Source organism: Flavobacterium cerinum, from assembly GCF_004028155.1.
GTDB lineage: Bacteria > Bacteroidota > Bacteroidia > Flavobacteriales > Flavobacteriaceae > Flavobacterium > Flavobacterium cerinum.
Genome location: NZ_SBII01000003.1, coordinates 287,144 through 314,070 on the forward strand (window position 1 = coordinate 287,144; position 26,927 = coordinate 314,070).

The 26,927-nt window shown below is 37.4% G+C and carries 28 protein-coding genes; 18 read left to right on the forward strand and 10 right to left on the reverse strand.

The annotated features are described in order from the left end of the window. Nucleotides 1–9: 9 nt before the first annotated feature. Genes EPI11_RS06520 through EPI11_RS06530 form a run of 3 tightly spaced genes read left to right on the forward strand, consistent with a single transcriptional unit; the run spans nucleotide 10 to nucleotide 4,741 of the window. A complete protein-coding gene (locus EPI11_RS06520) occupies nucleotides 10–2,247 on the forward strand; it encodes a cation:proton antiporter domain-containing protein (protein ID WP_128389137.1) in 2,238 nt (745 codons plus the stop codon). A 6-nt stretch (nucleotides 2,248–2,253) separates the two neighbouring features. Continuing rightward, nucleotides 2,254–2,856, forward strand: a complete 603-nt coding sequence (locus tag EPI11_RS06525; RefSeq protein WP_128389138.1) for an NAD(P)H-dependent oxidoreductase — start codon at nucleotides 2,254–2,256, stop codon at nucleotides 2,854–2,856. A 1-nt stretch (nucleotide 2,857) separates the two neighbouring features. Then, entirely contained in the window at nucleotides 2,858–4,741 is a 1,884-nt protein-coding gene (locus EPI11_RS06530) for a monovalent cation:proton antiporter-2 (CPA2) family protein (protein ID WP_128389139.1), read from the forward strand. Between the two features lie 270 nt (nucleotides 4,742–5,011). On the opposite strand, the gene guaB is transcribed toward EPI11_RS06530, so the two are convergent. The 3 genes from guaB to EPI11_RS06545 all read right to left on the reverse strand — a co-directional run bounded on the left by guaB (nucleotide 5,012) and on the right by EPI11_RS06545 (nucleotide 8,549). Beyond that, the gene (guaB, locus tag EPI11_RS06535; protein ID WP_128389140.1) at nucleotides 5,012–6,484 is read right to left on the reverse strand and encodes an IMP dehydrogenase; all 1,473 of its coding nucleotides are present in this window, start codon (nucleotides 6,482–6,484) and stop codon (nucleotides 5,012–5,014) included. 107 nt (nucleotides 6,485–6,591) lie between these two features. Beyond that, nucleotides 6,592–7,455: a hydroxymethylglutaryl-CoA lyase gene (locus EPI11_RS06540; protein WP_128389141.1), complete on the reverse strand. Its 864-nt coding sequence runs from the start codon at nucleotides 7,453–7,455 to the stop codon at nucleotides 6,592–6,594. 65 nt (nucleotides 7,456–7,520) lie between these two features. Further along, nucleotides 7,521–8,549 carry a quinone-dependent dihydroorotate dehydrogenase gene (locus EPI11_RS06545; RefSeq protein ID WP_128389142.1) on the reverse strand — a complete coding sequence of 343 codons (1,029 nt, stop codon included), beginning with the start codon at nucleotides 8,547–8,549 and terminating at the stop codon, nucleotides 7,521–7,523. A 145-nt stretch (nucleotides 8,550–8,694) separates the two neighbouring features. Here EPI11_RS06545 and EPI11_RS06550 point away from each other — a divergent pair, with 145 nt between their 5' ends. The 4 genes from EPI11_RS06550 (at nucleotide 8,695) to EPI11_RS06565 (ending at nucleotide 13,092) form a co-directional block, all read left to right on the forward strand. Continuing rightward, complete coding sequence (locus EPI11_RS06550) at nucleotides 8,695–9,789, forward strand: hypothetical protein (protein WP_128389143.1); 1,095 nt, start codon at nucleotides 8,695–8,697, stop codon at nucleotides 9,787–9,789. Then, nucleotides 9,789–11,105: an SPFH domain-containing protein gene (locus EPI11_RS06555; protein WP_241657591.1), complete on the forward strand. Its 1,317-nt coding sequence runs from the start codon at nucleotides 9,789–9,791 to the stop codon at nucleotides 11,103–11,105. The genes EPI11_RS06550 and EPI11_RS06555 overlap by 1 nt, the downstream gene beginning before the upstream one ends. A gap of 167 nt (nucleotides 11,106–11,272) precedes the next feature. Beyond that, nucleotides 11,273–12,514: a peptidase T gene (gene pepT, locus EPI11_RS06560; RefSeq protein ID WP_128389144.1), complete on the forward strand. Its 1,242-nt coding sequence runs from the start codon at nucleotides 11,273–11,275 to the stop codon at nucleotides 12,512–12,514. Continuing rightward, nucleotides 12,514–13,092 carry a YdeI/OmpD-associated family protein gene (locus tag EPI11_RS06565; protein WP_128389145.1) on the forward strand — a complete coding sequence of 193 codons (579 nt, stop codon included), beginning with the start codon at nucleotides 12,514–12,516 and terminating at the stop codon, nucleotides 13,090–13,092. Before pepT ends, EPI11_RS06565 begins: the two co-directional genes overlap by 1 nt. Nucleotides 13,093–13,205: 113 nt before the next feature. Here EPI11_RS06565 and yajC read toward each other — a convergent pair whose 3' ends face one another. The 4 genes from yajC to EPI11_RS06585 form a co-directional block, all read right to left on the reverse strand. Further along, nucleotides 13,206–13,487, reverse strand: a complete 282-nt coding sequence (gene yajC / locus EPI11_RS06570) for a preprotein translocase subunit YajC (protein WP_128389146.1) — start codon at nucleotides 13,485–13,487, stop codon at nucleotides 13,206–13,208. A 17-nt stretch (nucleotides 13,488–13,504) separates the two neighbouring features. Next, nucleotides 13,505–13,993, reverse strand: coding sequence for a DUF1573 domain-containing protein (locus EPI11_RS06575; RefSeq protein WP_128389147.1), 489 nt, complete (start codon nucleotides 13,991–13,993; stop codon nucleotides 13,505–13,507). A gap of 22 nt (nucleotides 13,994–14,015) precedes the next feature. Further along, nucleotides 14,016–14,927 carry a transcription antitermination factor NusB gene (gene nusB, locus EPI11_RS06580; protein WP_128389148.1) on the reverse strand — a complete coding sequence of 304 codons (912 nt, stop codon included), beginning with the start codon at nucleotides 14,925–14,927 and terminating at the stop codon, nucleotides 14,016–14,018. Between the two features lie 121 nt (nucleotides 14,928–15,048). Next, the gene (locus EPI11_RS06585; protein ID WP_128389149.1) at nucleotides 15,049–16,152 is read right to left on the reverse strand and encodes a Glu/Leu/Phe/Val dehydrogenase dimerization domain-containing protein; all 1,104 of its coding nucleotides are present in this window, start codon (nucleotides 16,150–16,152) and stop codon (nucleotides 15,049–15,051) included. 195 nt (nucleotides 16,153–16,347) lie between these two features. Between EPI11_RS06585 and EPI11_RS06590 the strand changes: the two genes are divergently transcribed. The 5 genes from EPI11_RS06590 (at nucleotide 16,348) to EPI11_RS06610 (ending at nucleotide 19,818) form a co-directional block, all read left to right on the forward strand. Further along, nucleotides 16,348–18,105: an ABC transporter ATP-binding protein gene (locus EPI11_RS06590; protein WP_128389150.1), complete on the forward strand. Its 1,758-nt coding sequence runs from the start codon at nucleotides 16,348–16,350 to the stop codon at nucleotides 18,103–18,105. A 73-nt stretch (nucleotides 18,106–18,178) separates the two neighbouring features. Beyond that, entirely contained in the window at nucleotides 18,179–18,550 is a 372-nt protein-coding gene (locus EPI11_RS06595) for a PUR family DNA/RNA-binding protein (protein ID WP_128389151.1), read from the forward strand. A 177-nt stretch (nucleotides 18,551–18,727) separates the two neighbouring features. Beyond that, entirely contained in the window at nucleotides 18,728–18,979 is a 252-nt protein-coding gene (locus tag EPI11_RS19255) for a serine hydrolase (protein WP_394343633.1), read from the forward strand. Next, a complete protein-coding gene (locus EPI11_RS19085; RefSeq protein WP_128389152.1) occupies nucleotides 18,951–19,223 on the forward strand; it encodes a serine hydrolase domain-containing protein in 273 nt (90 codons plus the stop codon). The genes EPI11_RS19255 and EPI11_RS19085 overlap by 29 nt, the downstream gene beginning before the upstream one ends. A 49-nt stretch (nucleotides 19,224–19,272) precedes the next feature. Then, complete coding sequence (locus tag EPI11_RS06610; RefSeq protein WP_128389153.1) at nucleotides 19,273–19,818, forward strand: hypothetical protein; 546 nt, start codon at nucleotides 19,273–19,275, stop codon at nucleotides 19,816–19,818. A gap of 101 nt (nucleotides 19,819–19,919) precedes the next feature. Here the strand turns inward: EPI11_RS06610 and EPI11_RS06615 are convergent, their stop codons facing one another. Next, nucleotides 19,920–20,252 (reverse strand): tRNA-binding protein, encoded by a 333-nt coding sequence (locus tag EPI11_RS06615; protein WP_128389154.1) that lies wholly within the window; start codon nucleotides 20,250–20,252, stop codon nucleotides 19,920–19,922. Between the two features lie 57 nt (nucleotides 20,253–20,309). On the opposite strand from EPI11_RS06615, the gene EPI11_RS06620 reads away from it, so the two are divergent. The 3 genes from EPI11_RS06620 (at nucleotide 20,310) to EPI11_RS06630 (ending at nucleotide 23,066) form a co-directional block, all read left to right on the forward strand. Then, nucleotides 20,310–20,864 (forward strand): thioredoxin family protein, encoded by a 555-nt coding sequence (locus EPI11_RS06620; protein WP_128389155.1) that lies wholly within the window; start codon nucleotides 20,310–20,312, stop codon nucleotides 20,862–20,864. Between the two features lie 257 nt (nucleotides 20,865–21,121). After that, nucleotides 21,122–22,672: an FMN-binding glutamate synthase family protein gene (locus tag EPI11_RS06625; RefSeq protein ID WP_128389156.1), complete on the forward strand. Its 1,551-nt coding sequence runs from the start codon at nucleotides 21,122–21,124 to the stop codon at nucleotides 22,670–22,672. 13 nt (nucleotides 22,673–22,685) lie between these two features. Then, entirely contained in the window at nucleotides 22,686–23,066 is a 381-nt protein-coding gene (locus EPI11_RS06630) for a GreA/GreB family elongation factor (protein WP_128389157.1), read from the forward strand. A gap of 26 nt (nucleotides 23,067–23,092) precedes the next feature. On the opposite strand, the gene EPI11_RS06635 is transcribed toward EPI11_RS06630, so the two are convergent. Both EPI11_RS06635 and EPI11_RS06640 read right to left on the reverse strand, forming a co-directional pair. Further along, complete coding sequence (locus tag EPI11_RS06635; RefSeq protein ID WP_128389158.1) at nucleotides 23,093–23,638, reverse strand: hypothetical protein; 546 nt, start codon at nucleotides 23,636–23,638, stop codon at nucleotides 23,093–23,095. Between the two features lie 128 nt (nucleotides 23,639–23,766). Then, nucleotides 23,767–24,699 carry a peptidylprolyl isomerase gene (locus EPI11_RS06640; protein WP_128389159.1) on the reverse strand — a complete coding sequence of 311 codons (933 nt, stop codon included), beginning with the start codon at nucleotides 24,697–24,699 and terminating at the stop codon, nucleotides 23,767–23,769. Nucleotides 24,700–24,810: 111 nt separating this feature from the next. Between EPI11_RS06640 and EPI11_RS06645 the strand changes: the two genes are divergently transcribed. The 3 genes from EPI11_RS06645 (at nucleotide 24,811) to trmD (ending at nucleotide 26,900) form a co-directional block, all read left to right on the forward strand. Beyond that, nucleotides 24,811–25,611, forward strand: a complete 801-nt coding sequence (locus tag EPI11_RS06645) for a class I SAM-dependent methyltransferase (RefSeq protein ID WP_128389160.1) — start codon at nucleotides 24,811–24,813, stop codon at nucleotides 25,609–25,611. A 39-nt stretch (nucleotides 25,612–25,650) separates the two neighbouring features. Further along, nucleotides 25,651–26,103 (forward strand): DUF1569 domain-containing protein, encoded by a 453-nt coding sequence (locus EPI11_RS06650; RefSeq protein ID WP_128389161.1) that lies wholly within the window; start codon nucleotides 25,651–25,653, stop codon nucleotides 26,101–26,103. Between the two features lie 122 nt (nucleotides 26,104–26,225). Beyond that, nucleotides 26,226–26,900, forward strand: coding sequence for a tRNA (guanosine(37)-N1)-methyltransferase TrmD (gene trmD, locus EPI11_RS06655; RefSeq protein WP_128389162.1), 675 nt, complete (start codon nucleotides 26,226–26,228; stop codon nucleotides 26,898–26,900). Nucleotides 26,901–26,927 lie beyond the last annotated feature (27 nt).

The window sequence follows — 26,927 nt, forward strand, 5'->3', positions numbered from 1 at the left end:
AAATAATATATGCTAGACACCACCGCTGTTACTGAAACTTCTCATCATTTATATCCACTTATAGGCGATTTGGGGCTTATTTTAATGACAGCGGGGGTTGCTGTTTTACTTTTTAAAAAAATAAAACAACCGCTTGTACTAGGTTATCTTATAGCCGGATTTTTAGCGGGTCCACATTTTTATTTGTTTCCAACAGTAAAAGACATTCACAACGTTGAAGTCTGGGCAGAAATAGGGGTTATTATACTTCTATTCAGTCTGGGGCTCGAGTTTAGCTTTAAAAAACTTATGAAGGTTGGCGGTTCTGCATCCATAACCGCCTCCATTCAAATTGTCTGCATGATAGGGCTTGGTTACTTGACCGGTCAACTCTTAGGATGGTCACAAATCGACAGTATTTTCCTCGGAGCCATTCTTTCAGTATCCTCTACCACTATTATTATACGGGCATTTGAAGAACTTGGTGTAAAAAGTCAAAAGTTTGCCCGAATTGTATTTGGCGCTCTTATCGTAGAAGATATCGTGGCCATTTTACTCCTTGTACTTCTCACCACCATATCTGTAAGTCAGCAGTTTTCAGGTATCGAACTGATGCAGTCTGCTGTAAAACTGGTATTCTTCCTTATCTTATGGTTTATTGCAGGTATCTTCTTTGTTCCTACATTCCTTCGAAAAGCAAAGAACCTGCTTAATGATGAAACCATGCTTATTGTAGCATTGGCAATGTGTTTAATGATGGTTATGCTGGCAAGTGCAGCCGGCTTCTCTCCTGCTCTTGGAGCATTCATCATGGGATCTATCATTGCTGAAACCACTAAAGCAGAACGTATAGAACACTTGGTTAAACCTGTAAAAGATCTATTCGGTGCAGTCTTCTTTGTTTCCGTGGGTATGTTAATCAACCCACAAACCCTTGCAGAATACTGGCTTCCTGTTCTTATCATCACGATTGTTACCATTTTCGGGAAAACAATGTCTACAACTTTTGGCGCATTAGTATCAGGGCAGCCATTAAAACAATCGGTACAGGCTGGAACAAGCCTTGCGCAAATTGGTGAATTCTCATTCATTATAGCCACACTGGGAATGTCTTTAAGCGTAACCAGTAAATTCCTTTACCCTATAGTAGTCGCTGTATCAGCTATAACTACTTTTACCACACCATTTCTTATAAAATCATCTTCAGGTATATATAGTTTTATTGAACGTATCCTACCTGAGAAAATCCTTAAACGAATTGAAGATTACAGCTATAGTGCCCAAACCATAAAATCGGAGAGTAACTGGAAAATATTTCTAAAAGCAAATGTTATTCAGATCGTTATTCACTCGGTTATTATTCTTGGCGTTATCATACTGTCATCCCGTTACATTATCCCACAATCTTCCGAATCACAGTGGGACAGAATACTGATTACTGTAGTAATGTTCATTGTATTGTCGCCTTTTTTGTGGGCACTTGCCTTACGACGAGTTGCCATAAAAGCAATGGACGAAATTAAACGAAACAGCAAATACAAGGGTCCGGTAACCCTGATCTTATTCATAAGAATATGCCTTACCCTTTTCTATTTAGGATTATTACTAAACAGTTTCCTATCGCCTTTCATTGCATTAGGTGCATTAATTGTTCTTGTGGGAGGTGGTATCCTGTTTCCAAAGAAACTACAGAAAGTATACTACTATCTGGAAAATCACTTTATCAAAAATCTTAATAGTAGGGAAATATCTGAAAAGCTTCGCAGAAGAAGCGAACTTACCCCCTGGGATGGACACATGGCAATCTTCGAAGTGCCTTCCGAATCTAATATCGTTGGGAAAACATTAAGTGAACTGCGTCTTAGGGAAACTATGGGTGTAAACATTGCCATCATAAAGCGTGGCGAAAAAATGATCAACGTGCCATCCCGAAACGAAGTAATATTCCCTAAGGATATTTTGTATATAATCGGTACCGACGAACAGATCCTTGTTTTTGAAAGCTATATTGAAAAAAGCAGATCGCTTGATGAAACCAAAGCAAGTGAAGTTGTGCTCCAAAAAATACAGATCACAAGCGATGACTTTGCAGGCAAAAGTATCAGAGATGCACAATTAAGAGAAAAAACAAATGGACTTGTAGTAGGCATTGAACGTAATAATGAAAGGATACTAAACCCTGAATCGGAATTTATACTGAACAAGAACGACACCATATGGCTCGTAGGCGATAAACAATTGATCAGTCAGTACTGTAAACTATGCTAAAAATGTATGCCAAATAAAATATTGATTGTATTTGCACATCCGTTGTTTGAAAAATCCAATGCTAATGATGCACTGGTTTCAAACATTCCTGACTCACCTAATATAACATTTCATGACCTCTATCAGGAATATCCTGAATTTGACATTGATATGAAAAGGGAGCAGGAACTCCTTATGCTACACGATATAATCATTTGGCACCATCCTATGTATTGGTACAGCTGTCCTCCGCTTTTAAAACAGTGGATCGATATTGTACTGGAACACGGATGGGCATATGGCAAAGAAGGATTTGCCCTTCAGGGAAAACTTTTACTACAGTCTATAACTACGGGAGGAAAAAAAGAAAACTATTCGTCCACAGGGCGTGACAAATTTACCATACCTCAATTGCTGCTACCTTTTAGCCAAACAGTAAAAAAATGCAATATGACCTACCTACCTCCTTTTGTGGTACATGGTACACACTCCATGAATGAGGAAGGGTACTACAAAAACGGAAAACTATACGGCCAGGTACTGGACTATTTAGAACATCAGGAATTAGATCTTTCAGAAGTGGAAGGTTTTCACTACTTTAACGATTGGTTTACAACTAAACTAGGCTAATATGGAAGACGGGTTTTTCTTTCAGGCTATAATTTACCTTGCTGCAGCTGTGGTCTGCGTGCCTATTGCAAAAAAACTTGGGCTAAGTTCTGTATTAGGCTATTTGTTTGCCGGTATTATTATAGGCCCCTATGTATTAGGTTTCATTGGGCAGGAAGGGCAGGATATAATGCACTTTGCAGAGTTTGGTGTTGTCATGATGCTTTTCCTTATCGGGCTTGAACTCGATCCTAAAAAATTCTGGAAAATGAGGCGGTTTATTATGGGAATCGGTTCACTACAGGTAATAATCACCACAGTAGTCCTGTTTATCGCCTGTTCCATCGTATTGCGATGGGAATGGCGAACCACGTTAACCATCTCTCTTGCGTTATCCGTTTCCTCTACTGCTATTGTTTTACAGACGTTAAAAGAAAAAGGGCTTACACAAACCTCAATGGGACGATCTGCTTTTGCCGTGCTCCTCTTTCAGGATATAGCCGTTATCCCTATACTGGCATTACTGCCTCTTATGGCAGGAGGAAGTGTTAGTAATGAAGAATTGCATCAATCCCTTATCTCCGATTTTCCCGGATGGATACAGACGCTTATCGTTTTTGGCAGTATCGTTTCCATTTATTTTGGTGGTAAATACATAATCGTACCCCTACTTCATATTGTTGCCAGAACAAGGCTGCAGGAGCTTTTTACGGCATCTGCCCTATTGCTGGTAATGGGTGTTTCTTACTTAATGCAGGTTGTAGGATTAAGTCCTGCTCTTGGTGCGTTTATGGCAGGTGTAGTATTGGCTAATAGTGAATTCAGGCATGAGTTGGAAGGCGATATTGCTCCATTTAAAGGATTACTCTTAGGACTGTTCTTTATCGGTGTAGGCGCATCTATTAACTTTAGTCTGATAATCGCCGACCCTATCTTTATCATTGTATTTTCAACCATTTTTAACGGCATAAAATTCTTCGTACTTCTTGTGGTTGGAAAAATATATAAGAAAAGCTCCGATCAGAACCTGCTCTTTGCCTTTGCACTGAGCCAGGCAGGAGAATTTGGCTTTGTAATACTAGGCTTTGCCATACAGCTTAATCTGCTCCCTACCATACTTGCCAACCAGATGATGGCAGTTATTGCCATAAGTATGATGGGAACACCGTTCTTATTATTGATCAATGAGAAATGGATTGATCCTTTCTTTGGCGTAAAAGAAAAACAAAAGAATAAGAACAAATATGACACTATCGATGAGAAAAACGATGTGATTATTGCCGGATTTGGAAACTTCGGCAGTACTATCGGACGATTATTAAAAACCAACGGTATTCCTGCAACCGTACTTGACATGGACTCCGACAGGGTGGATTCCTTACGGAAAATGGGCTTTAAGGTGTATTATGGTGATGCTTCCAGATTAGAGCTTCTAAAGGCCGCCGGATGTGAAGACGCCAAGCTTTTTATTGCTGCGATAGACAACCCTGAAGTAAACCTTGCAGTTGTAGAATTGATCAAGAAACATTTCCCACACCTAAAAGTACTTGCCCGAGCCCGAAACAGAAGCGATGCGTTCGAGTTGGTCGATATGGGCGTAAAAGATTTCTACAGGGAAAATATGTACAGTGCCGTTCATCTGGGAGTTGATGCCCTTGTAGAACTGGGACACAGACGTTACACCGCGACCCGACAGGGACAGCGCTTTATAAAATATGACGAACAGTCCATTTTTAGGCTTGCTAAAAAACGCCACGACAAAAAAGCATTCCTTATGACTTCCATGGAAGAAATTGAATTACAGGAACAGTTACTACGAAATGACCTCTATGCACAGCTTGGTGCCAATGACCATGCCTGGGAAAGTGTAGATATTAAAAAGGAAGAAGAAGGGGAAGCATTATAAAAGGTAAAAGAGAAGATCTAAAAGGCAGTGATATCATACAACACATTGTCGAGCAGCATTTATAATAGAAAGAATCAGCGATAATCTGCTCAATCCGTGTTATCTGCTTTCATCCTAAATTAAATCATTTTACTATTATTTTTCACGTATTGTCACGCTGAGCCTGTCGAAGCGCATTCCAAAAATTAATTAACAATAAGTATAACTAAAAAGGCCTAAAATATAGCTAGCTATATTTTAGGCCTTTTTAGTTATACTTATTACTTAGAATTACCTTGAGTAGTTAGGTGCTTCTTTAGTTATCGTTACATTGTGAGGATGGCTTTCTGAAATACCACTTGAAGTGATACGTACAAAACGGCCTGTTTCCTGTAAAGTAGGGATGTCTTTAGATCCGCAGTAGCCCATACCGGCACGAAGTCCGCCAATAAACTGAAGCATACTTTCAAAAAGTTCACCTTTGTAAGGTACACGTCCCACGATACCTTCCGGTACAAGTTTTTTAACGTCATCTTCTACATCCTGGAAGTAACGATCTTTAGAGCCTTCTTTCATCGCCTCTACAGATCCCATACCTCTGTATGATTTAAATTTCCTTCCTTCAAATATTATAGTCTCTCCCGGAGATTCTTTAGTACCTGCAAGTAAAGAACCTAACATTACACAGTCAGCTCCTGCAGCAAGTGCTTTAGGAATATCACCCGTATAACGGATACCACCGTCTGCAATAACAGGAACACCAGTGCCTTTAAGAGCAGCAGCAACCTCTAAAACAGCTGAGAATTGTGGAAAACCAACACCTGCAACTACACGAGTAGTACAGATAGAACCGGGACCGATACCAACTTTAACAGCATCAGCACCATTTTGAGCAAGGTACAATGCAGCTTCCGGTGTAGCGATGTTACCAACTACAACGTCAAGATCCGGGAATTTAGCTTTTACTTGTTTCAATACGGTTACCACACCTTGTGTATGTCCGTGTGCAGTATCAATAATTACTGCATCAACACCAGCATTAACAAGTGCTTCCGCTCTTTGAACTACATCGGCAGTAACACCAAGTGCAGCTGCAACGCGAAGTCTTCCAAAACGGTCTTTATTAGCGATAGGTTTTTGAGTAAGTTTTGTTATATCCCTAAAAGTGATCAGGCCTACCAGTTTGTAATCACTGTTTACAACCGGCAATTTTTCAATTTTATTTTTTTGTAAGATACCTTCAGCAACTTCAAGTGTAGTTCCTTCTCCGGCAGTTACTAAATTTTCAGTAGTCATAACCTCAAGAATCGAGCGGCTATTTTCTTTTTCAAAACGAAGGTCACGGTTAGTAACGATTCCCTTTAAGATACCATCCGCATCAACTACAGGAATACCTCCAATACCATACTCACGCATAACATTTTTAGCATCGCCTACGTTTGCTGATAATGGAAGCGTTACAGGATCGATGATCATTCCCGATTCAGCTCTTTTTACTTTACGAACTTCAGTTGCCTGCTGCTCGATCGTCATGTTTTTATGTAATACACCTATACCGCCTTCACGAGCCATAGCAATAGCCATTGCGCTTTCGGTAACAGTATCCATAGCTGCTGAAACTATAGGAACATTAAGTGTTATGTTTTTTGAGAATTTAGACTGGATGCTAACGTCGCGTGGTAGTACTTCAGAATAGTTGGGAACTAATAGAACATCATCGTAGGTAAGTCCTTCGCCGATGATTTTAGTTGTATGTGCTTTCATTGTTGCAATTTGTAGTTAAATTGCATGCAAATATACTACTTTTAAATTAAATGTTATTATGATAGTTTTATAAAATATAATTATAGTGCTATCAGTCAAATTTATTCTTAGTGAAACTCGTTAAAAATTTTGCTCGCTTCGTTATAAGCACTCTCAAAGCTCATTGGATTCATATTAGTATCTGCTTTTGCAGCAGTAAAATAGGACAACATGCGTTCTGTAGGCATATTACCCGTTAGATCATCTGTAGCCATGGGGCATCCGCCAAAGCCCTGTATAGCCCCGTCAAAACGTTTACAGCCTGCTTTATAAGCTGCATCTATTTTTTCGAACCACTTATCCGGCGTAGTATGTAAATGTGCTCCAAACTCGATATTAGGGTATTTCGGAATCAAATTAGAGAAAAGGTAATCAATCACATCGGGAGTAGAACTTCCTACAGTATCCGACAATGACAAGATTTTCACTCCCATAGAAGCCAATTTTTCTGTCCAATCTCCTACTATATCCACATTCCATGGATCACCATATGGATTACCAAAACCCATAGAAAGATAAGCCACCACTTCTTTGCTTGAAGCATCGGCAATATTTAGTATTTCATCAAGTGTAACAAGCGATTCGGCAATGGTTTTATGGGTATTACGCATCTGGAAATTCTCTGAAATAGAGAAAGGATATCCCAAATAATGTATTTCTTTATGTTCAGCAGCTGACTGTGCGCCTTGTGTATTGGCAATGATAGCCAGTAGTTTACTTTGTGTTGTAGAAAGATCAAGTCCTGCCAGTACTTCTGCAGTATCCTGCATCTGCGGGATCGCTTTTGGTGAAACAAAACTACCAAAATCAATAGTATCATACCCTACCCTTAAGATCGACTGGATAAAGTTAATTTTCCTTTCGGTAGGAATAAAGGTTTTGATACCTTGCATGGCATCTCTTGGGCATTCTATAATTTTAATCTTTTCCATAAAGGCTCAAAGATAATAAGATTTTGTCTTATTTCCGAAAACGTTTTTTCTGAGTTTCACAGTACCTAAGATTCTAAAATCTTCTTATTAATATCTCTTATCAGTCCCGGACCTTCATAAATAAAGCCGGTATACAACTGAATAAGGCTTGCACCCGCTTCCAGTTTTTCAAGAGCATCTTCGGGAGTATGAATTCCTCCTACTCCAATGATAGGAAAAGCATTATTACTTTTTTGAGATAAGAAACGAATTACTTCTGTAGAACGTTTTGCAAGTGGCTTACCACTCAATCCGCCCATTTCAATTTTATTTTCAGATTGTAATCCATCTCTTGAGATCGTAGTATTGGTAGCAATTACTCCTGCAATACCAGTAGTTTTAATAATATCGATAATATCCAGAAGCTGCTCATCAGTTAAATCGGGAGCAATTTTTAGCAGTATCGGTTTTTGTTTTGGCTTAGCCGCATTCTTATCCTGCAATGTTTGCAGCAATCGCGTTAGCGGTTCTTTATCCTGAAGTTCGCGAAGGTTTGGTGTATTTGGCGAACTTACGTTTACTACAAAATAGTCAACATAATGATACAATGCATCAAAACATATCTCATAATCACTTACAGCATCTTCATTAGGAGTTACCTTATTTTTACCAATATTACCGCCTATAAGTACATGCCCTTTGCCTTTAGGATTCTTTTTTAAACGCTCTACCGCTTCCTGAACCCCCCCATTATTGAAACCCATTCGGTTAATAATAGCACTGTCTTCACGCAAACGAAAAAGCCTCTTTTTAGGATTCCCGTCCTGAGGTTTAGGTGTAAGCGTTCCAATTTCTATAAAACCAAAACCAAGATCAGACAACTCTTTATACAGTTTTGCATCCTTATCCATTCCTGCGGCAAGGCCAACAGGGTTTTTGAACTTCAGCCCAAACACTTCACGCTCTAATCGCGGGTCATTTACTTCATAAATCGACTTAAAAATCGCCGGAAATCCCGGAATACTATTTAAAAAACGAATAGATGAAAAGGTGAAATGGTGGATTTTTTCCGGATCGTAACGGAATAAGATGGGCCTGATAAGCGATTTGTACATAGACTGTTTTGTTTGCTAACTGCAAAAGTAAAAAAATAAAAATGAATTTGTTTTTTTATATTTTTTAAATTAGGATGTAAAAACTTGCAAAATAAGGTTCAATGTGTAAATTTGGTCAACCAATTAAATAAAAGTACCTCTTTTAATGAATCCTGAATTAGAAAAATTAGTAGAATATGCCCTTGCAGATGGTTATATAAGTGACAAAGACAGAGAAGTTTTGTTTAGAAAAGCCCAACAGCAGGGATTTGACACAGACGAGCTTGAAATGATCCTTGAAGGAAAATTATACGAACAAAATAAAAAAAAGCCTCAGCCGAACAAATGCCCGGGTTGTGGTGAAATTTTAAAAGGTCTAAGTAAGGTATGTCCATCATGCGATTATGTGCTTGACACTTCTTCAAAAGAAAGCACAGAAACATTAGATGTTTCTATGAAAAAAATTGACAATAGTGTTTTAGGACTTAGTTATGTACCTACACCAGGTGCATCTGATGTTTTTTCAACTACATTATTGAGTCTAGTAACGCTTGGATTGTATATAATCTATAAAAAAGTAATTAAAAAAGAGAGCCTGTTTGATGCAAACAGGAAAGGGTTTGACTCAATTGTTTTAATGACTACTACCCAAATAAACCAATTACGACAAAAATATGGTGCTGACAGACAAATCAATAGTTATCTTGATACTACAACCAGGCAAATAATAGATTTAACAAAAAAACGCGATAAAGCCAGTATAAAAATAGGCGCACTTAGTTTTGGTCTTGCCGCATTAATTATTTACATTTTTTCTAATATCCCGAAACTTCCCGATGCTCCAAAAAAAGTTGAAACCGCTGAAGAAAAAACGGAAAGGCTTATAAAAAGTGATAGTATCGGTAAAGCCAAAATAGCCGCAGCAGGAGTAACAGATATAGCTGAAAGAGAACAATATCTTGACAAGCTGCAAGACATGGAGATTGACAGTTTAACTAATGCTTCGGATTATAATGGTGCACTTCTGCTTGCTGCCAAAATAAAAGACATTAGCGGACGTAGTTATGATAATGATAAAATGAAGAATAAAATAGATCTTATCATAGAAAAAGAAGTAACAGAACTTATTGACAACAAAGACTTTAAAAGAGCAAGAGAAAGAGCTGAAATCGCAAGTTCTCTTCAAAAATCTAAACTTGACGATTTAATCAAACTTGCTGAAACAGTAGAAAAAGATATTAAGAAAAAAAGCAAAAAATAATGGGCATAATGAATTTCTTTGGTAATAGTGAAGGCGGATTCATGGATGTTATCCGCTGTGATGAACAGGAGTATTTAGTACATAAATGGAGTCCTAACGGTATTGCAAATTCTTCTGATAAAGAAAATGCCATACGTTTTGGCAGCACCCTGCGAGTAAAAGAAGGCGAAGTTGCTGTTTTTGTTTATAAACAGCAAGACGGCGCTATGATGGACTACATTGTTGGCCCCGTAGATAAACTCATTAAAACAATAAACTTACCTATCCTTACTGAGTTTATTGGCCTGGCTTACGGGGGCGAATCTCCGTTTCAGGCAGAGATTTATTTCATTAATCTTTCCGGCAATGTCCAGATACGATTTGGAATCCCTTACTTTGACGTGTTTGACCCAAGGATTATAGATCTTGGCATACCGTGTGCCATACGTGGTACCATCACTTTTAACATTACAGATTATAAGAATTTCATAAAACTAAACCGTCTTGTCAATTTTGAAATTAGCGATCTTAAAAGACAAATTGAAGACTTTTTTACCCGTAAAGCGAAATCTATAATTTTAAATCTCCCAACTGACACAGGTATTCCTGTAGTACAGATGGAAAGAAAAATAGACGAGATCAATACTATACTTCAGGAAAAAATACAATCTGCAATACAGAATGATTTTGGTATTAACCTGAAACGTATTGATATTTCTGCCATAGAAATAGACAAGACCCATCCTAACTATATGCAGCTCAAGAAAACGACTGCCGACCAGCAATCGCGCTTTATTGATGCAAAAACAGGCATAGAGATCACCAATCTGGATGAAACAACCCGCATTCAGCGTAAAGACATGGAAATGGGTGTTGAAGGCAAAAATTTTGCTGTTCACAAACTAAACCAGCAAACAGAAGTTCTAAAATCTGCTTCCGGTAATTTAGGAGGAATAGGTGACGGAAACCTAAGTGGTGGTTCCGGATTCAACCCGGCAGGTATTATGACAGGTATGGCTATGGGCAGAGTAATGGGAGATCAATTAGGCGACATGATGAACAGTACTAACAATACACCTCCCTCACCTCCTATTTTAATGTATCACATCGCACTGAATGGACAGCAATCAGGCCCTTATACGCTGGAACAATTAAAAGAATATGCAATTACAGGACAGTTTACTAAATTACATCATGCCTGGAAGCAGGGAATGACAGAATGGATACTTGCAGGAGATATCACTGAACTGGCAGGAGTATTTGCACAAGTACCGCCACCACCGCCTGCACCATCTGAAAGTGTAAAAACGTCAGCCATAAATCTGAATAAAAAATAATAAACAAAAAACATATAAGCCTCACTCTCATGAGGCTTATTTTATATTTAAAAAGTCTAATAAATACAATAAAAAGCTTGACTAATTCAATTATTGTTTGATACAATTTTAGAGTAAAAAGCAAATAAATCGTAAATTTGTGCTTCATTACAAACTAAAATTAAAAGATGCAGCACATTATAGACCGTTTTATCAGTTATGTTACTGTTGACACCGAATCTGATCCAAATTCAGACACTACCCCAAGTACAGCAAAACAATGGGATCTTGCTAACCAACTTGTTGAAGAACTTAAAAACATAGGACTTGACGATGTTACTATAGACGAGAATGCTTACATTATGGCTACACTGCCATCTAATGTAGACCATGAAGTACCGGTTATCGGTTTTGTTTCTCACTTTGATACCACTCCCGATTTTACAGGGGCAAACATAAAACCGCAAATAGTACCTAACTATGACGGTAACGATATTATCCTGAACAAAGAATTAAACATTGTTCTTTCTCCAAACTACTTTAAAGACCTGTTATTGTACAAAGGACAGACCCTAATTACTACAGACGGTACAACGCTTCTTGGTGCTGACGACAAAGCCGGTATTACTGAGATTGTAACTGCAATGGAGTACTTAATCCAGCATCCGGAAATTAAACATGGTAAGATCCGTATTGGGTTTACCCCGGATGAAGAAATAGGCCGTGGCGCACATAAATTCGATGTAGCTAAGTTTGGTGCTGAATGGGCATATACTATGGACGGAAGCCAGATAGGCGAATTAGAGTACGAAAACTTTAATGCAGCCGGTGCTAAAATAACTTTTAAAGGAAAAAGCGTTCACCCGGGTTATGCAAAAGGCAAAATGATCAACTCTATGCTTATTGCTAACAAATTTATCTCTAAACTCCCTAAAGAAGAAGTTCCAGAAAAAACATCAGGCTACGAAGGCTTTTTCCACGTAGTGGGGATAAACGGAAGCATCGAAGAAACTACAGTACAGCTTATCATTCGTGATCATGACCGTAAAAAATTCGAAAAAAGAAAAAAACTGGTTCAAAAGATCACCGAAAAAATAAACAGGAAATTTGCAAAGCAATTTGGTGAAGATATCGCTATTGCTGAAGTAAAAGACTCTTACTTTAACATGAAAGAAAAAGTAGAGCCTGTTATGCATATTGTTGATATTGCAGAAAGAGCAATGAACGAATTAGGTATCAAACCACTTATCAAGCCTATTCGTGGTGGTACAGATGGTTCTCAATTATCATACATGGGGCTTCCATGCCCTAACATTTTTGCAGGCGGACATAACTTCCATGGTAAATATGAATATGTACCGGTGGAGAGCATGCAAAAGGCTATAGAAGTGATTGTGAAGATCGCTGAGCTTACTGCTGAAAAGAAATAATGGAAAAAGAAAAGTACATTTGGAATAAAAACAGCCAATGGAGTGATGAACTAGAAATTTTAAAGTCGATCATCAACACCACCGAATTGGCTGAAACTACCAAATGGGGTGGTCCTGCCTATACCATAAACGGAAAGAACGTTTTGGGTATAGGCGGCTTCAAAAACTTTTTCACTATTTGGTTCTTTAAAGGTGTTTTCCTGAAAGATGAGGCAGGTATTCTTGTAAATGCACAGGAGGGAACTACTAAATCATTACGCCAATGGAGATTCGCCTCCGTAGCCGATATAGACCGTAAACTGGTACTGGAATACATTAAGGAAGCTATAGCGAATGAAAAAGCCGGATTAGCTATAAAGCCCGAAAAGAAAGCTTTTTCCATTCCCGAGGCATTACAGAAAGAATTAGACGCATCAAGCAAACTTTCTGCTGCTTTTGCTAAATTCACACCTTATAAGCAAAAAGAATTTACAGAATTTGTAGGGAGTGCTAAACGTCAGGAAACCATAATCGCACGCTTAGAAAAAGTAAAGCCCTTAATATTAGAAGGCATTGGACTTAATGATAAGTACAGATAATACACCTAGTCACCCCTTAGCTTGTCGAAGGGTATCAAACAAAACAGTCCCATCTAGACAAACCAAATGGGACTGTTTAAAAAAAATCCCCATCAGTTGATGGGGATTTTTATTTATGCTTTACCAGCAGTATTTAATTTTTGGCTAAGTTCAAGAGAAATAGAAGAACGCTCCATTTTAAGCTTTCCTGCCATTGTTTCTATCACTAAAGAATCATCTGCAAGTTCAGATATTCTTCCATGTATTCCGCTTTTAGTAATAATTCTGTCGCCTACTTTTAAGTTTTTCTCAAACTCTTTTTCAAGTTTAGCCCTTTTTTGCTGCGGTTTGATCATTAAAAAATAAACAACCACAAACATTAATAGTATTGGTAAAAACTGTGTTATCTGACCCATTATATTTTTATATTTAATTATTTAGACGGTGCCGGTATTACACCTACACCACCTGCCTTAGGTGTTATATTAGCTGAAAACTTAAGTGTTTCAGTAGCCTTTTCGGTATTAAGTGTTACGGTAACCGTTTTTTGCTGGCTGCCGCTTTTTCCTGTAGAGTCAAAAGTCACTGCTATTTCTCCACTTTCTCCCGGTTTAATTGGTGTTTTTGTATAATCAGGCACAGTACAACCACAGCTTGGTTTTACTTCACTTATGATAAGATCAGCTGTCCCAGCATTAGATACTTTATAAGTATAGTGTACTTTATCGCCTTCACTGATCGTCCCAAAATCATGATCCATAGTATCAAATTTAGCTACTGGTAAGTTTCCTGACTCAGCATGAGCGATTTCAGCTTTTTTTGCAGTTTCATCATCTATACGTAACGCTGCATTTTCTTTTTTACATGATGCTGTAAGCACTAGAGATGCTATGGCAAACATAGCTACAGATTTTTTCAACATAACTTAAAAATTTTAATCTATTTTACATTAAACCTCTTCCGGTCTTTATTAATTTATTACTGGCCTGGTAGTCTTTAACAAGATTGTCCAGTATTCCGTTGATAAAAATACTACTTTTTGGTGTAGAATACTCTTTTGCAATCTCAAGATATTCGTTAATAGTAACTTTAACAGGAATAGACGGGAATTTTAAAAATTCGCATATCGCCATTTTAAGGATAATCGCATCAAGCTCTGCAATACGTTCTGTATCCCAGTTTGGTGTTTTATCAATAAATTCTTTAGCCAGTTCTACGTCGTTAAGCACTGTTTTTCTAAACAGGTCACGCACAAAGTCCTTATCATCAGAATCTTTATATAATTTAGGCACATAGAATGCATCTTTTCCTTGCGGAGATATCACTCTAAGCTGTTTGTTTATTAATGTGTTTACTACCGGAATATCATCTATCCACGTTAGTTTATGATCTTCAAGATATTCGTAAAGTTTGTCATTTGGCGCTATCACTTCAGTAAATAGGTCAGCAATAAACTCACGGTCTTCTTCAAAATTGTTTACCTTATTGTGCATGTATTTTTGATACAGTTCACTCTTTTTAACCTCCTCAAGCAACAGCAGGATATAATCATCATTATTCTGCCAGTTGGTAATCTTACAGTCTTCCATTGCAATACTAAGTGCATTACTTTCTGAAAGAAGGTGAAGTACCTGATTGTTGATGAATTTTTTGTTGGGATTGCGCTCTTCGGGAGTTGCCAAATGTTTTTGGCTCGATTTTTCAATAAATTTCTCTTCACTGTTTCTTATCTCCACAAGTGCGGAAAGCATGATAAGATACAGATCACGAATGTTTTCAATACTATTGAATAAGAACTTCTCTTCCTTTTCAAGATTGTCTGAATCATTTTGATGCATGGCATAAATTGACTGCATCACTTTAACTCGAATATGTCTTCTGTTTAACATCCGTCTATAAGAACTTTTAAAAATTAAGGGAGCGAAAGAAAAACTCTTTCGCTCCGCAAAATTAAGAATACTATTTTTTTTACGCTAATTATTTAGCGGTTTCTTTTTTCTTATCGTCAATACGCTGTTGTGCGATTGCCATTGCAGCCTGTTGTGTAGTGATACCTTTAGACTCTGCAACATTGAAAATTTCAAGTGTAGTATTGTAGATATTTTCAGTTCTTCTCATTGCCTCAGCCTTGTCATAACCTACGATTTCTGCATATACATTGATAATACCACCTGCATTGATAAGGAAATCAGGAGCATAAAGGATACCTTTTTCCTGAAGTATTTTTCCATGAACAATATCATTAGCTAACTGATTGTTTGCAGCACCTGCAATAACTTTAGCTCTGATCTTGTTTATAGTATCATCATTTATTGTAGCTCCAAGTGCACATGGTGCATAAATATCAACATCAGCACTGTATACATCGTCACCAGTAAATATAGCAGCACCATATTTAGCCGATACTTCCTGCATTCTAGCTTCGTTAATATCAGATATCTGTACAAGCGCACCTTCTTTTGTTAAGTAGTCAATAAGTGTTTCACCTACGTGACCTGTACCTTGTACCAATACTTTTTTACCAGCAAGTTTATCAGATCCAAACTGGTGCATTGCAGCAGCTTTCATACCCATGTAAACTCCGTAAGCAGTTACAGGTGATGGATTTCCTGATCCGCCTCTTTCTTCAGATATACCTGTAACGTATGGTGTTACGTCTCTTATAAGGTCCATATCCTGTGTAGTTGTACCTACATCTTCAGCAGTAATGTATCTTCCGCTTAAAGAATTTACATATTTACCAAAGCTGGTTATCATTTCAGGTGTTTTGTCGATTTTAGAATCTCCTATAATAACAGCCTTACCACCACCAAGGTTTAATCCTGAAATAGCAGATTTAAAAGTCATACCTCTTGATAGTCTCAAAACATCGTTTAAAGCTTCCCATTCATTAGCATACTTCCACATCCTAGTACCACCTAATGCTGGTCCTAAAACTGTATTGTGGATACCAATTATTGCTTTTAAACCAGTATCTTTGTCATGGCAAAAAACGATTTGCTCATGGTCATTAAAAGATGCCTGTCCAAAAACAGGGTCGATCTTAGTAAGTTCGTTAGCCTTAATAACTTCTGTTATCATAATAATAATTTTTAAATTTGAAATTTATTCAAAAACAGGTTACAAAATTACACATATAATTAAGATACGGTAAAATAAATCGCTTTTTTTACACATTCCCTAATAAAAGACGATTACAGCAAATAATAAAAAAACATTTAAACCCGTGTATTTTAACATTTTAGATGCAATAAAATACATATTTTTAAACACAAAATGAAAGAACTTCAGTATTTAAACAAATATTTTATTAAATATAAATTTCAATTTCTTCTAGGATTATTGATTACGATTGTAGCGCAAATCTTCTCTTTATTTACTCCTCAGCTTATTGCTAATTCAATTAACTCAGTTCAGGATTTCCTGAAACAGGACAATGCATCTACCGTTACAATAAAGAACATACTTCTCTACAACTTATTCCTGATTATAGCAACAACCCTTATCAGAGGAGTACTTACGTTTTTTATGCGCCAGACACTAATCGTAATGTCCCGAAATGTAGAATTCGACCTTAAAAACGAGATTTTTCGCCAGTATGAGAACCTTTCACCTAGTTTTTACAAAAAAAACCGTACAGGTGACCTTATGAACCGTATAAGCGAAGACGTAGGAAGAGTACGCCAGTATGTTGGCCCTGCGATCATGTATGCCCTGAATACTGTGATAAGTTTCGCTGTAATAAGCGTACACATGTACTCTATATCTCCAAAGCTTACACTTTACACCCTGCTGCCACTCCCTATACTTGCTTACAGCATTTACTGGATAAGCAGCGAGATCAACAAACGAAGTACTTTATACCAACAAAACCTTTCTAAACTTTCGAGTTTTACACAGGAAATGTTTTCGGGTATTCGTGTTACAAAAGCATATGCCCTTGAAGAACAAAAAGGAAATGATTTTAAAGAACTTTCGAGAGACAGCGTTAAGAAAAACCTTAGCCTTGCAAAAATAAGCGCCCTTTTTGGTCCGTTCATGATATTACTTATCGGTATAAGTAACCTTGTAGTGATCTACGTTGGAGGTATGATGTACATGAACGGCAGCATTGCCAGCATTGGTATCGTAGCACAATTCATCCTGTACATCAATATGCTTACCTGGCCTGTTGCCTCTTTAGGATGGATATCATCTATGGTTCAGGAAGCAGAAGCTTCTCAAAAAAGGATCAATGAATTCCTTAAGATAGAACCGGATATTAAAAACAACAATCCAAACCACACAACGGTATTAGGACAAATTGCTTTTGAAAATGTAACTTTCACTTACGACGATACTAATATTACAGCTCTTAAAAATGTATCATTTACCGTAAACAAAGGTGAAACACTGGCAATTTTAGGACGTACGGGCTCCGGTAAATCAACCATATTATCACTTATCAGCAGGCTGTATGATGTAGAAGAAGGCCGCATCACCGTTGATGGCGAAGAAATTGAAGCTATAAACTTATATGACCTGCGTAACAGCATAGGATTTGTACCGCAGGATGCTTTCCTATTTTCCGACAGCATTAAAAACAATATAAAATTTGGAAAAGAAGACGCTGACGATGACGAGGTGATCACTGTTGCAAAAAAAGCTGTAGTACACAACAACATCATCGGGTTTAACAAACAATACGAAACCATACTTGGAGAACGCGGAATAACCCTCTCAGGAGGTCAGAAACAACGTGTATCTATCGCCAGGGCAATGATCAAGGACGCTCCTATACTTTTACTGGACGACTGCCTTTCTGCCGTAGATACCGAGACAGAAGAAGCTATACTGAATAACCTTTTAGAGTTTTGCAAGGATAAAACAACTATAATTGTCAGCCACAGGGTATCATCCGCTAAAAATGCAGATAAAATACTGATCATAGAAGACGGTGAAATACTACAACAAGGAACTCACAATCAACTTGTAAACCAAACAGGATATTACAAAGAATTATACTTAAAACAACTTTCTGAAAAAGAAATGTAGTATTTTGTTGCATTATTTAGATTTTTTTTAGATTTTTGGTTGCTACATAAACCAAATAAAAGAACGAAGGATTATGAGAGAAAATGACATGCTTGAAAAGGAAGAGATCTTTTCTAAAGTTTTAAGGGCAGGTAGGAGAACGTACTTTTTTGATGTAAGGGCGACTAAGGCTGATGACTATTATATAACCATTACCGAAAGCAAAAAATTCACTGAAGAAGATGGTTCTTTCCACTTTAAAAAGCACAAAATTTATCTTTACAAGGAAGATTTCGCTGCTTTTAGAGAAATACTTGACGAAATGACCTCTTATGTACTTAATCATAAGGGTGAAGAAGTAATCTCTGAAAGACACCAAAAAGATTTTAGAAAACTATTTGGTGAAAAAGGTGAAGAAGCTGTTACCAGCGAAAGTTTTACCGATGTAAATTTTGACGATATCTAAACCAACCCGTCAAAAAACTACAAATTATGATGAAGTCCGGATTCCTTTTAGGTTTTTGGACTTTTTTTAGTAACCATTTTAATAAGCTGTAATAGTTACGGACAAAAAAGTGATGACTACTCTTCCAAGATAGACGGTTTAATTCAAACAACAAACCCTAGACGTTTTAATGGAGTAATTTTTATAACTAAAGACGGGAAAACAAAGTATTCGAAAGCTTCAGGATATTCTGATATTAAAAAAAATCTTTTACTCCAAAGGACAATTTTCGCATTCAGTCCAAATAATAAACAGATTACAGCAGTGTTAGTTTTAAAAGAAGTTGAAAAAAGAAACATTGATTTGTATAAGTCAATTAAAACATACTTACCCGATTTGAAACAAACATGGGCTGATTCAGTTGGCAACTTCAAAAATCATCGACTCTGATTTTACTTTTAGTGAAAATAAATCAAACTACGGTTATGGAGTAAATATTAATGAAAAAGAACCAGGAAGGTATATTGGACATGCAGGAAGGGGAATAGGTTTTGTTAGTTTGAAAATTTACGTTCCATCCGAAAAACTAAACATAATAATATTGAAAAATATTTATAATCGAGATACTAATATTGTTTATCACTTTCAAAAAAGTATAAGACAAATTATAATGAATAGTTCTCTAATAAAATAAATAGCTGTTCACTACCAAATATTAGTTGCTATATTAATAAACATCAACCATGAAACGACTTTATAAATTTGAGGAGGTATTAAATGACTTAATGGACTATTTAATTTTGGGCGACCCAGACTGTTTATTTAGTTACAAGAATAAAAATAATTTACCTGATGATTTGCTGACAGAATTCACAACAAACGAAACTGGTGACAAAGTTGTTGAAGACGGAATTATTGTTCCGCTTTCAGGGGTTGAAAATTTACCATATACCATTTATTTTAATCTATCGGACGACACACCTGAATTACTTAAAGACGGAAATAAATTACAAGTTCAGCAAGACGGGTATTGCTTAAAAGTTGAAAGCGGACAGATTTATTTATTTACAATGCCATATCTGAGAAAATTTACAGCAGAGCAAATCGAAAATTTAAAGAAATTTAGAACTGCAACAATTAAACTTGAAAATGGCTGGTATTCAGTTTCTGTTTTAGGTGGACAGACAATTCAACAATCAGGACTTGAACCAACATTCGAATTTATAATCAAGTCGAGTATCGACAGACCAAAATACTTGGCAGATATTAGCTATTCATTTGCAATATAAACTGGCAAATAATGCAATTAAAACAAATACAGTAGCTAACATAGGTTTTGATTGAGACTGATTTATTGGAAAATTAAACAACAAAATTAAGAAACTTCCAACTACCCTATTCTCAAACCGTTTTCTACCTTAAAATCGGGTGCCAATAATATAACGTCACCTTTCTCTCCTACTGCACCAAGCACAAGGCACTCACTCATAAATTTACCTATTTGTTTTCTCGGGAAGTTAACCACAGCAACGATCTGCCTGCCTGCAAGGTCTTCTTTAGCATAACGCTTTGTTATCTGTGCCGATGATTTTCTAATACCTATCTCTGTTCCAAAATCAATTGTAAGCTGATATGCCGGTTTCCTTGCGTCAGGAAAATCATTCGCTTCCAAAATAGTACCCACACGCATTTCAGTTTTTTCAAATTCTTCCCAGGTCAACATAGTTTTTTTATTAAGTGTAATTATCGTATTTTGCTAAAATAAAAGTTTTCTATAACAATGGCAAATACACCTTCTAATATGCTCCCTTTAGGAACAGTAGCTCCGGCTTTTTGGCTTAAGGATACTAATTCTAATAACCATTACTCTTTTGCCAACCTAAAAGGCGACAAAGGCACACTGGTTATGTTTATTTGTAACCACTGCCCTTTTGTACTGCATGTTATGGATGAAATAATAATGATCGCCAACGATTATCGCGTTCAGGGCATTGGCATTATTGCTATAAGCAGTAATGATCCCGAACGTTACCCACAGGATGCACCTGATAAAATGACCGAATTTGCCTTTGAAAACAAAATGGACTTCCCTTACCTATTTGACAACACACAAGAAGTCGCAAAAGCTTATGACGCTGCCTGTACTCCCGACTTTTACCTCTTCGACTCTCAGGACAAGTTAGTTTACCGCGGTCAACTTGACGATTCCCGCCCCGGCAACAATATCCCTCTTAGCGGAAGCGATCTTCGTACGGCAATAGACGGCGTTTTATATAACCGCAGCATTCCCGGTTATCAAAAACCAAGTTTAGGATGTAATATAAAGTGGAAGTAGTTTTTTTTATACTATAAATCTTCATTACCTTTGCAGCGTGAAATACATCAATTAATGATATCCAACACTGCACATAACGCCATACCTGCTCCTTTTTACAAAAGGAACAGCTTTATTGTGCTTATTTCACACAGTAAGGCCTTCATTACATAAGCCCCCTGCTTATTTCAACAACTACACAATCAGGGGAATAATTTTACCATAATCTTTATTTAGGTTCGTTGAACCTTTTTCGTTTTACCTTATCTTTTTATATCATGTTAGTTAAAAAGTTTTTAGCTTCATTGACAGCACGCCAAATTATATGGTCTCTGTCAATCCTTTTCTTAGCTGCTATTTTGTTTTTTGCAGCTACCAAACAAATTAATATCGCTTTTGTTGTATTGCCTGTGCTTATATTGGCAATTGCCACTTCAGACAGTCTTCAAACAAAACACACCATTAAAAAGAACTATCCTGTAGTAGGAAGGCTTCGCTATTTGTTTGAATCGGTACGACCGGAATTCCGCCAATACTTTTTTGAAGGAGAACTGGACGGAAAACCTTTTAACAGAAGACAGCGTTCTATTGTTTATCAAAGGGCTAAGAACCAAAAGCAGACCATTTCTTTTGGTATGCAGGACGATCCCAACAGGATAGGTTACGAATGGGCAGCGCACTCTATTTACCCTAAAAAAGCAGCCAGTGATAAGTTCAGGACCATGGTAGGCGGCCCGCAGTGCGACCAGCCTTACAACGCCAGTATACTTAATATTAGCGCTATGAGCTATGGAGCGCTTAGTAAAACTGCCATTACCTCATTGAACAAAGGTGCTCAAAAAGGAAACTTTGCTCACAATACAGGCGAAGGCGGTATTAGTGACTTCCACTTACAGGGTGGTGACCTTATCTGGCAGATTGGTACAGGTTATTTTGGGTGTAGAAATGAAGACGGTACATTCTCTGAAAAATTATTTAAAGAAAGAGCAACCCTGCCTACCGTAAAAATGATAGAGATAAAACTTTCTCAAGGTGCAAAACCAGGGCACGGTGGCTTACTCCCAGCAGAGAAAAACACACCTGAAATTGCAAAAATAAGGGCTATAAAACCATATACCGATGTGCATTCACCATCATCTCACAGTGCATTCTCTAATGCCTTTGAATTACTGGTATTTGTAAACCAGCTGCGTAAATCATCCGGAGGTAAACCTGTAGGATTTAAGATCTGTATCGGGCAAAAAGAAGAATTCACCTCTATCGCGCAGGCTATTATAGAAACAGGAATTATCCCTGATTTCATTACCGTTGACGGTGCAGAAGGCGGAACCGGTGCCGCTCCTTTAGAATTTATCGATTACATGGGTATGGCCTTATCAGATGCCCTGACATTTGTAAACGCTACTCTTAAAGAATATGGCGTTAGGGAACATATCAAGATCTTTGCTTCCGGTAAGATCATCTCTGCCTTTGATATTGCAAAAACGATCGCTCTTGGAGCTGATGCCTGCTACAGTGCACGCGCAATGATGTTTTCTCTTGGCTGCATACAGGCATTACAGTGTGACAGCGGAAAATGCCCTGTTGGTATTGCAACGCAGGATAAGAACCTATACAAAGGTGTAGATATCACCGATAAGACAGAACGTGTGGCTAATTTCCATAAAAACACAATGAAGGCTCTCGCTGAGTTCATTGGTGCCTGCGGTTTTGAAAACATACATCAGGTTAACCCTAAGGTATTCTTTAAAAGAGTAGATCACAGCCAAAACAAAAGTTTTCAGGAAATGTACCAGAGCGATAAAAATCAAGAATTAATTAATTTTTAAAAAGATATAAAACATGAATCCTATTCCAACGCTTACACTAAATGACTATACCATTCTGCGGGATTTAATTAAAAACAATACCGACGCAAGGATAGCTAAAGAAGTAAACCAACTGTCATCTGAACTTAACAGGGCTATTATCGATAAAACAGATAAGCCAATTGCCGAAACCATAGTACAGATCAACTCAAACGTAGAAGTTGAGGACATTAAGACCGGACAAAAACTAAAAATTAAAATAGTTTTACCACGTGAATCAAATGTAAAAGAAGGTAAAATATCCGTTTTTGCCCCACTAAGTGTAGCCCTTATCGGCTTCAGCAAAAACGACGAAGTAGTCTGGGAAATGCCTGCCGGCGTTAAAAACATAAAGATCGTTGAAGTAACAAACTAATACTACTATATAACCTTGCAGTAGTATTATTCTCTTTCGAGTACTACATCTACCGGTTTATTCATCTTACGGCCAAATTTCATAGCAGCAGTCTGACTTTCGTTAGAACAAAGTATGTACATATTAAAGCTGTAAAGCGGCAATATTACCGTCTTGAATTTTCCACCATTCTCTTTACCATCAACATCCTGGATCTTTACAGAGAAATTATCAGCAGGAAAAGTATTAGCTATAGAAAGCAGGTAATTGTCTTTAGCAAATGGAAAAAAGTAACGTTCTTTTTTTGCAACAGCTCCTTCAGCCAGCCTCTTATTGTCGTCACCTATCAAATAGTTTGACGTAAATATCATTGGCTCGTTAGCGTTTCTAAAGCTGTAAAGATTATTCACATTGATCAGGTCATTACCCTTACTGTCGACCACAGTAACTCTTAAATTTTTAATATTTTCTTTTTTTCCTGCTTCATGTATGTCCAGTACAATGTATGATGTAAAATCATAACCACAATGCATAACCTGAGCCTTTACCGAAAATGTAAAAAGGAAAACTATAATAAGGATACTGTATCTCATAAATAATAATATTAGCGCAAAAGTAAAGCTCTACAGCCATCTTTCAAAAAGTATTCCAAGAAAATCCAATAACAATAAAAAAGGCAGCCCAAAGAGCTGCCTTTTTATTATATAACTAATATTCAGTATTATTTTACATCCATTAACTCAACGTCAAAGATCAAAGTAGCGTCCGGAGGAATAACACCGCCTGCACCACGAGAACCGTAACCAAGGTGAGAAGGAATAACAAAACGGGCTTTATCACCTACCTGAAGTAAAGCGATACCTTCGTCCCATCCTTCGATCACATGACCTTGTCCAAGAGGGAAGTCAATTGGTTGTTTTCTTTTGTAAGAAGAGTCAAACACCTGTCCGTTCTCAAGAGAGCCTGAGTAATGTACAGAAACTGTTCTTCCTTTTTCAGCTTTTTTACCAGAACCTTTCTGGATCATTTTATAACGAAGTCCACTTTCTGTTTTTTCAAAACCTGCAGCAAGTTTCTCCATAGCCTCTTCAGCTTGTTTAGCAGCATCTGCAACTCTTTTTTCGCGAGAACCTTCAAAAGTCCTGAAAGCCTCAATAGCATTCCATTTTTGAGCTTCTTCACCTACCCTAATGATCTCAATGCTTTCAAGTGCATCATCACCTGCAATAGCATCCACAATATCCTGACCTTCTACAACATGTCCAAAAACAGTATGCTTGTTATCAAGCCATGGCGTTGGAACGTGTGTAATAAAGAACTGAGAGCCGTTAGAACCCGGTCCAGAGTTAGCCATAGATAATACTCCTGGTTTATCGTGTTTTAATTCCGGGTGAAATTCATCATCAAATTGGTAACCCGGTCCACCTGTACCTGTTCCTTTAGGGCATCCGCCCTGTATCATGAAATCAGGAATAACACGGTGAAATTTAAGTCCGTTGTAAAACGGATTCCCCTGTGGTTTTTCTTTGTTCTCAAGGTTGCCTTCAGCAAGACCTACAAAGTTACCTACCGTTCCCGGTGTTTTATCATGTGTCAGCTTTACAAGAATAGTTCCTTTTGCTGTATTGAATTTTGCGTAAATTCCGTTTTCCATTATGCTTATTGTTTATTTGAAGATGCAAATTTACAAATTAATTCTCTACCCTGCATATTGCAATGTCATAACAAAAATGTAAATTCGAATCTTAAAAATTTGAACTTAAGAATGAATAAAGAAGATAATTATATAGATATAAACAAAAAAGCATGGAACCAGAAGACAGAAGTTCATGTAAATTCTGAATTTTATGACACACCTTCATTCCTGGAAGGCCGATCTACGCTTAATAGTATCGAACTGGAGCTGTTAGGCGATATAACCGGTAAAAAAATACTGCACCTTCAATGCCATTTTGGGCAGGACACATTATCATTAGGCAGGCTTGGTGCCGATGTTACAGGAGTAGACTTCTCGGATAAAGCCATTGAAGAAGCACGCAACCTATCAGCCAGCACAGGTGTGCCGGCACGTTTTATCTGTTCTGATGTATACAGTTTACATGAAGTTCTAAACGAACAGTTTGATGTTGTGTTTACAAGTTATGGCACTATTGGCTGGCTGCCGGATCTGGGAAAATGGGCTAAAACCATTTCACATTTCCTAAAACCCGGAGGCACGTTTGTTTTTGCCGAGTTCCATCCTGTGGTTTGGATGTTTGATGATAATTTCGAAAAAATCGGTTACAACTATTTTAAAGCCGATGCCATTATTGAAAGTGAAATTGGCACGTATGCAGATGTGAGCGCTCCGTTAGAAAACGAAATGATAACCTGGAACCATGCCATGAGCGAGGTAATAAACAATTTGATAAAAAGCGGACTGGAAATTAATGAGTTAAATGAGTTTGATTACTCGCCTTACAATTGCTTTAGAAATACCGAAGAATTTGAACCGGGCAAGTACAGGATCATTCAATTAGGCAATAATATTCCAATGGTATACTCTGTTAAAGCAACAAAAAAATAACACCAAATAATCGTTACTTTTGCTATTAAATTTTACAATATGAAAAGCCTGTTTAATCCTAAGGATAATAAAGATATAATTGACCGTATAGAGCAGTTAACTCCTATAACCCTGTCGCAATGGGGCAAAATGACTGTGAGTCAGATGCTAAAACACTGCCAGCAGCCTATTAAGGTAGCTCAGGGAACATTAAAATTAAAATCAAACTGGCTGATAAGCTTTTTCTTTGCCAGATCGGCAAAAAAGCAATTAACCGATTCTCAGCCTTTAAAAAAGGACTTACCTACTTCTAAGGAGTTCATCATTAACTACGAACCGAACTTTGAAGAAGCTAAAAAAGGACTTATAGAACTGGTTTCTAAATTTGCTCAGGAAGGCGAAGCCTTTATTAAAAATAAAAAGCATCCTTTCTTTGGTGAAATGACCATACAGGAATGGGACACCCTACAATGGAAACATCTTGACCACCATTTAAAACAATTTGGGGTATAATAGCATCTCTTTAGATAAAGTAAATAAAGGCATAAGTTAAGGAATACACCTAAATTTATGCCTTTTGCTTTATGCTTTAAAATCTTTGTACCTTTGCAGCTTTAAACTTTGAATCTTAAGAAATGCGTATTGATATTATTACCGTATTGCCCGAATTACTAAGAAGCCCATTTGAAGCCTCTATACTTAAACGTGCCATAGATAAAGGCATCGTAGAGGTGCATTTGCACAACCTTAGGGATTACAGCACCAACAAACACAAAAACGTAGACGACTATCAGTTTGGTGGCGGTGCAGGTATGGTAATGATGATAGAACCTATTGATGCCTGTATTTCTAAGCTAAAAGCAGAACGCGATTATGACGAGGTTATATATATGAGTCCGGATGGCGAAACCCTTAACCAGAGCATGGCCAACCGTATGTCACTTTTAGAGAATATCATTATACTTTGCGGTCATTATAAAGGAGTAGATCAGCGTGTACGCGATCAGTTTATTACCAAAGAGATCTCGATTGGCGACTTCGTTCTTTCGGGTGGCGAGTTGGCAGCAGCTGTGGTAGCCGATTCTATTATACGCCTTATACCTGGTGTATTGAGCAATGAAACCTCAGCACTTACAGATAGTTTCCAGGATAATCTGCTTTCCCCTCCTATCTATACACGTCCTGCAGAATATAAAGGATGGAAAGTACCTGACGTATTATTAAGCGGTAACTTTGCTCATATTGACAAATGGCGCGAAGACATGGCATTTGAGCACACAAAAACAAGAAGACCTGATCTTTTAGAATAGTTTTTTGTTCAGGTTTTCAGATTTCAA

Excerpts from the sequence above, each read along its gene's own strand:
- EPI11_RS06520 (WP_128389137.1), top strand. The coding sequence starts at position 10 with ATGCTAGACACCACCGCTGTTACTGAAACTTCTCATCATTTATATCCA.
- EPI11_RS06525 (WP_128389138.1), top strand. The coding sequence starts at position 2,254 with ATGCCAAATAAAATATTGATTGTATTTGCACATCCGTTGTTTGAAAAA.
- EPI11_RS06530 (WP_128389139.1), top strand. The coding sequence starts at position 2,858 with ATGGAAGACGGGTTTTTCTTTCAGGCTATAATTTACCTTGCTGCAGCT.
- guaB (WP_128389140.1), bottom strand. The coding sequence starts at position 6,484 with ATGAAAGCACATACAACTAAAATCATCGGCGAAGGACTTACCTACGAT.
- EPI11_RS06540 (WP_128389141.1), bottom strand. The coding sequence starts at position 7,455 with ATGGAAAAGATTAAAATTATAGAATGCCCAAGAGATGCCATGCAAGGT.
- EPI11_RS06545 (WP_128389142.1), bottom strand. The coding sequence starts at position 8,549 with ATGTACAAATCGCTTATCAGGCCCATCTTATTCCGTTACGATCCGGAA.
- EPI11_RS06550 (WP_128389143.1), top strand. The coding sequence starts at position 8,695 with ATGAATCCTGAATTAGAAAAATTAGTAGAATATGCCCTTGCAGATGGT.
- EPI11_RS06555 (WP_241657591.1), top strand. The coding sequence starts at position 9,789 with ATGGGCATAATGAATTTCTTTGGTAATAGTGAAGGCGGATTCATGGAT.
- pepT (WP_128389144.1), top strand. The coding sequence starts at position 11,273 with ATGCAGCACATTATAGACCGTTTTATCAGTTATGTTACTGTTGACACC.
- EPI11_RS06565 (WP_128389145.1), top strand. The coding sequence starts at position 12,514 with ATGGAAAAAGAAAAGTACATTTGGAATAAAAACAGCCAATGGAGTGAT.
- yajC (WP_128389146.1), bottom strand. The coding sequence starts at position 13,487 with ATGGGTCAGATAACACAGTTTTTACCAATACTATTAATGTTTGTGGTT.
- EPI11_RS06575 (WP_128389147.1), bottom strand. The coding sequence starts at position 13,993 with ATGTTGAAAAAATCTGTAGCTATGTTTGCCATAGCATCTCTAGTGCTT.
- nusB (WP_128389148.1), bottom strand. The coding sequence starts at position 14,927 with ATGCAGTCAATTTATGCCATGCATCAAAATGATTCAGACAATCTTGAA.
- EPI11_RS06585 (WP_128389149.1), bottom strand. The coding sequence starts at position 16,152 with ATGATAACAGAAGTTATTAAGGCTAACGAACTTACTAAGATCGACCCT.
- EPI11_RS06590 (WP_128389150.1), top strand. The coding sequence starts at position 16,348 with ATGAAAGAACTTCAGTATTTAAACAAATATTTTATTAAATATAAATTT.
- EPI11_RS06595 (WP_128389151.1), top strand. The coding sequence starts at position 18,179 with ATGAGAGAAAATGACATGCTTGAAAAGGAAGAGATCTTTTCTAAAGTT.
- EPI11_RS06610 (WP_128389153.1), top strand. The coding sequence starts at position 19,273 with ATGAAACGACTTTATAAATTTGAGGAGGTATTAAATGACTTAATGGAC.
- EPI11_RS06615 (WP_128389154.1), bottom strand. The coding sequence starts at position 20,252 with ATGTTGACCTGGGAAGAATTTGAAAAAACTGAAATGCGTGTGGGTACT.
- EPI11_RS06620 (WP_128389155.1), top strand. The coding sequence starts at position 20,310 with ATGGCAAATACACCTTCTAATATGCTCCCTTTAGGAACAGTAGCTCCG.
- EPI11_RS06625 (WP_128389156.1), top strand. The coding sequence starts at position 21,122 with ATGTTAGTTAAAAAGTTTTTAGCTTCATTGACAGCACGCCAAATTATA.
- EPI11_RS06630 (WP_128389157.1), top strand. The coding sequence starts at position 22,686 with ATGAATCCTATTCCAACGCTTACACTAAATGACTATACCATTCTGCGG.
- EPI11_RS06635 (WP_128389158.1), bottom strand. The coding sequence starts at position 23,638 with ATGAGATACAGTATCCTTATTATAGTTTTCCTTTTTACATTTTCGGTA.
- EPI11_RS06640 (WP_128389159.1), bottom strand. The coding sequence starts at position 24,699 with ATGGAAAACGGAATTTACGCAAAATTCAATACAGCAAAAGGAACTATT.
- EPI11_RS06645 (WP_128389160.1), top strand. The coding sequence starts at position 24,811 with ATGAATAAAGAAGATAATTATATAGATATAAACAAAAAAGCATGGAAC.
- EPI11_RS06650 (WP_128389161.1), top strand. The coding sequence starts at position 25,651 with ATGAAAAGCCTGTTTAATCCTAAGGATAATAAAGATATAATTGACCGT.
- trmD (WP_128389162.1), top strand. The coding sequence starts at position 26,226 with ATGCGTATTGATATTATTACCGTATTGCCCGAATTACTAAGAAGCCCA.